Source organism: Sulfuricurvum sp. (assembly GCF_049305995.1).
GTDB lineage: Bacteria > Campylobacterota > Campylobacteria > Campylobacterales > Sulfurimonadaceae > Sulfuricurvum.
This window is the reverse complement of record NZ_JBAQPS010000372.1, coordinates 1-1732: the sequence shown is the minus strand read 5'-3', so window position 1 is coordinate 1732 and position 1732 is coordinate 1. Positions and strand designations below refer to the sequence as shown.

Below are 1732 nucleotides of genomic sequence, written 5' to 3'. Positions count from 1 at the left end.
GCGAATTGCGGGGATTTTTTCAAAAGTACTGTCGATCATCGAGACAAAAATAGAGCGCCCGTATTTCTCGATCGAAAATCCGAGCACGGCGAAAACAGCGATAACCCCCGCCATCAATGCCAGTGTCACCCCAAACGAATTGGTGTAATCATGTAGGGAAGAATAAGCACTTACCCCTAGATTTTTCAGATAATTAACCACCACGATGACCAATATCAAAGGGAAGAGGGACAATGCCCCAACAAAAATATAACGAAGTAAAAATCGGATTTTGGTAGCCATTAAATAAACCTTTTCTATGACAAATTGCCAAATTATAGAACAGATTTTGAAACACTGCACTACAATATCACTTTTAGAGGAGAAACCATGCAACCATTTGTCGAATTTAAACTCGATTTAGAGACTTTTATTTCTGATCTAAATACCCTTATCGAGATTAACCATAAAACCATAGAGAATTTACTCGCAATTTCTGAAAAAACCTATGCCAATTTTGTCCGCCCTTTTGATCTAATGGAGGAGGATTTGGAGCTATTATTCACTCCGCTATCTCACATCAATGCGATCAAAAACTCCGAAGCTTCCCAAAAAGTATACGCTAGAGCTCTCCCGATTCTCACCGATTACTCCACCTTTATCGGGCAAAATCTCGATATTTATGAAGCGTTCAAAAGTGTCAAATCCCGTGAATATGACTCTCTAAACACTGAACAGTGCCGTATTTTGGATCTCAACATTCTCCATTTCGAGCTTGCAGGTGCCCATCTGGATGATGCTTCCAAAGAGCGTTTGGCGGAAATCAATCTGCGTAAAAGCACCCTCACCAACGACTTCTCCCAAAACGTCCTCGATGCGACGAATGCGTATGAAAAAATCATCACCGATCCTGCCGATGTGGAGGGTATCCCTGAGAGTGATTTGGAAAATGCCCGCTTCGAAGAGGACGGTGTCACCAAATACCGCTTTACCCTCCAAATGCCCTCTTATATCGCCTACATGACCTATGGGACTAACCGCACTATCCGAGAGGAGCTGTATCGCGCCTACACCACCCGTGCACCCCAAAACGGAGAAATTATCGATGAGCTGATGGCATTACGTCAGGAGAGCGCAAAGCTTCTCGGATTTGAAAACTATGCCGAATACTCCCTCGCGTCCAAAATGGCACCGAGTACGGAAAGTGTGTTGAAGTTTTTAAATGAACTGATCGATGCTTCCCGTCGTCAAGGGCTGCGAGAACTCGAAGAGTTACGCGCCATCGCTCCGGACGTTGATCTGCAAAGCTATGACAGTGCCTACTACGGAGAAATCCTCAAAAAAGCCCAATACGATATCGACGAAGAGGAGTATCGCCCCTACTTCGAACAGCGTAGCGTGATGGAGGGGATGTTTACCTTTTTGAATCAACTCTTCGGCATCCGTTTTGTCGCTCAAAACATCGAGCTATGGGATCCGAAAGCGAGTGCCTATGATATTTATGAGAGAGAGGAACTCACCGCACGAGTCTATTTCGACCTCGAAGCCCGCAAAGATAAACGAGGCGGCGCATGGATGCACAATTTCCAAACCCATTGCGAAGATACAGCGGGATGTACCCATCTCTCTAGCGCATTCGTCGTCTGTAACTTCCCCCCCTCTTCCGAAACCTCTCCCTCACTACTACGACACGATGATGTCGTCACCCTCTTCCACGAGATGGGACACACGATTCACCATCTACTGAGCAAGG

2 protein-coding genes are annotated in these 1732 nt (G+C 45.6%); one reads left to right on the top strand and one right to left on the bottom strand.

Going from position 1 to position 1732, the window contains the following annotated elements:
* Window positions 1–282, bottom strand: a 282-nt coding sequence (locus WA010_RS12460) for a hypothetical protein (protein ID WP_422557440.1), incomplete at its 3' end; no start/stop codon positions are given.
* 87 nt (window positions 283–369) lie between these two features.
* Between WA010_RS12460 and WA010_RS12455 the strand changes: the two genes are divergently transcribed.
* Window positions 370–1732, top strand: a 1363-nt coding sequence (locus tag WA010_RS12455; protein ID WP_422557439.1) for a M3 family metallopeptidase, incomplete at its 3' end; no start/stop codon positions are given.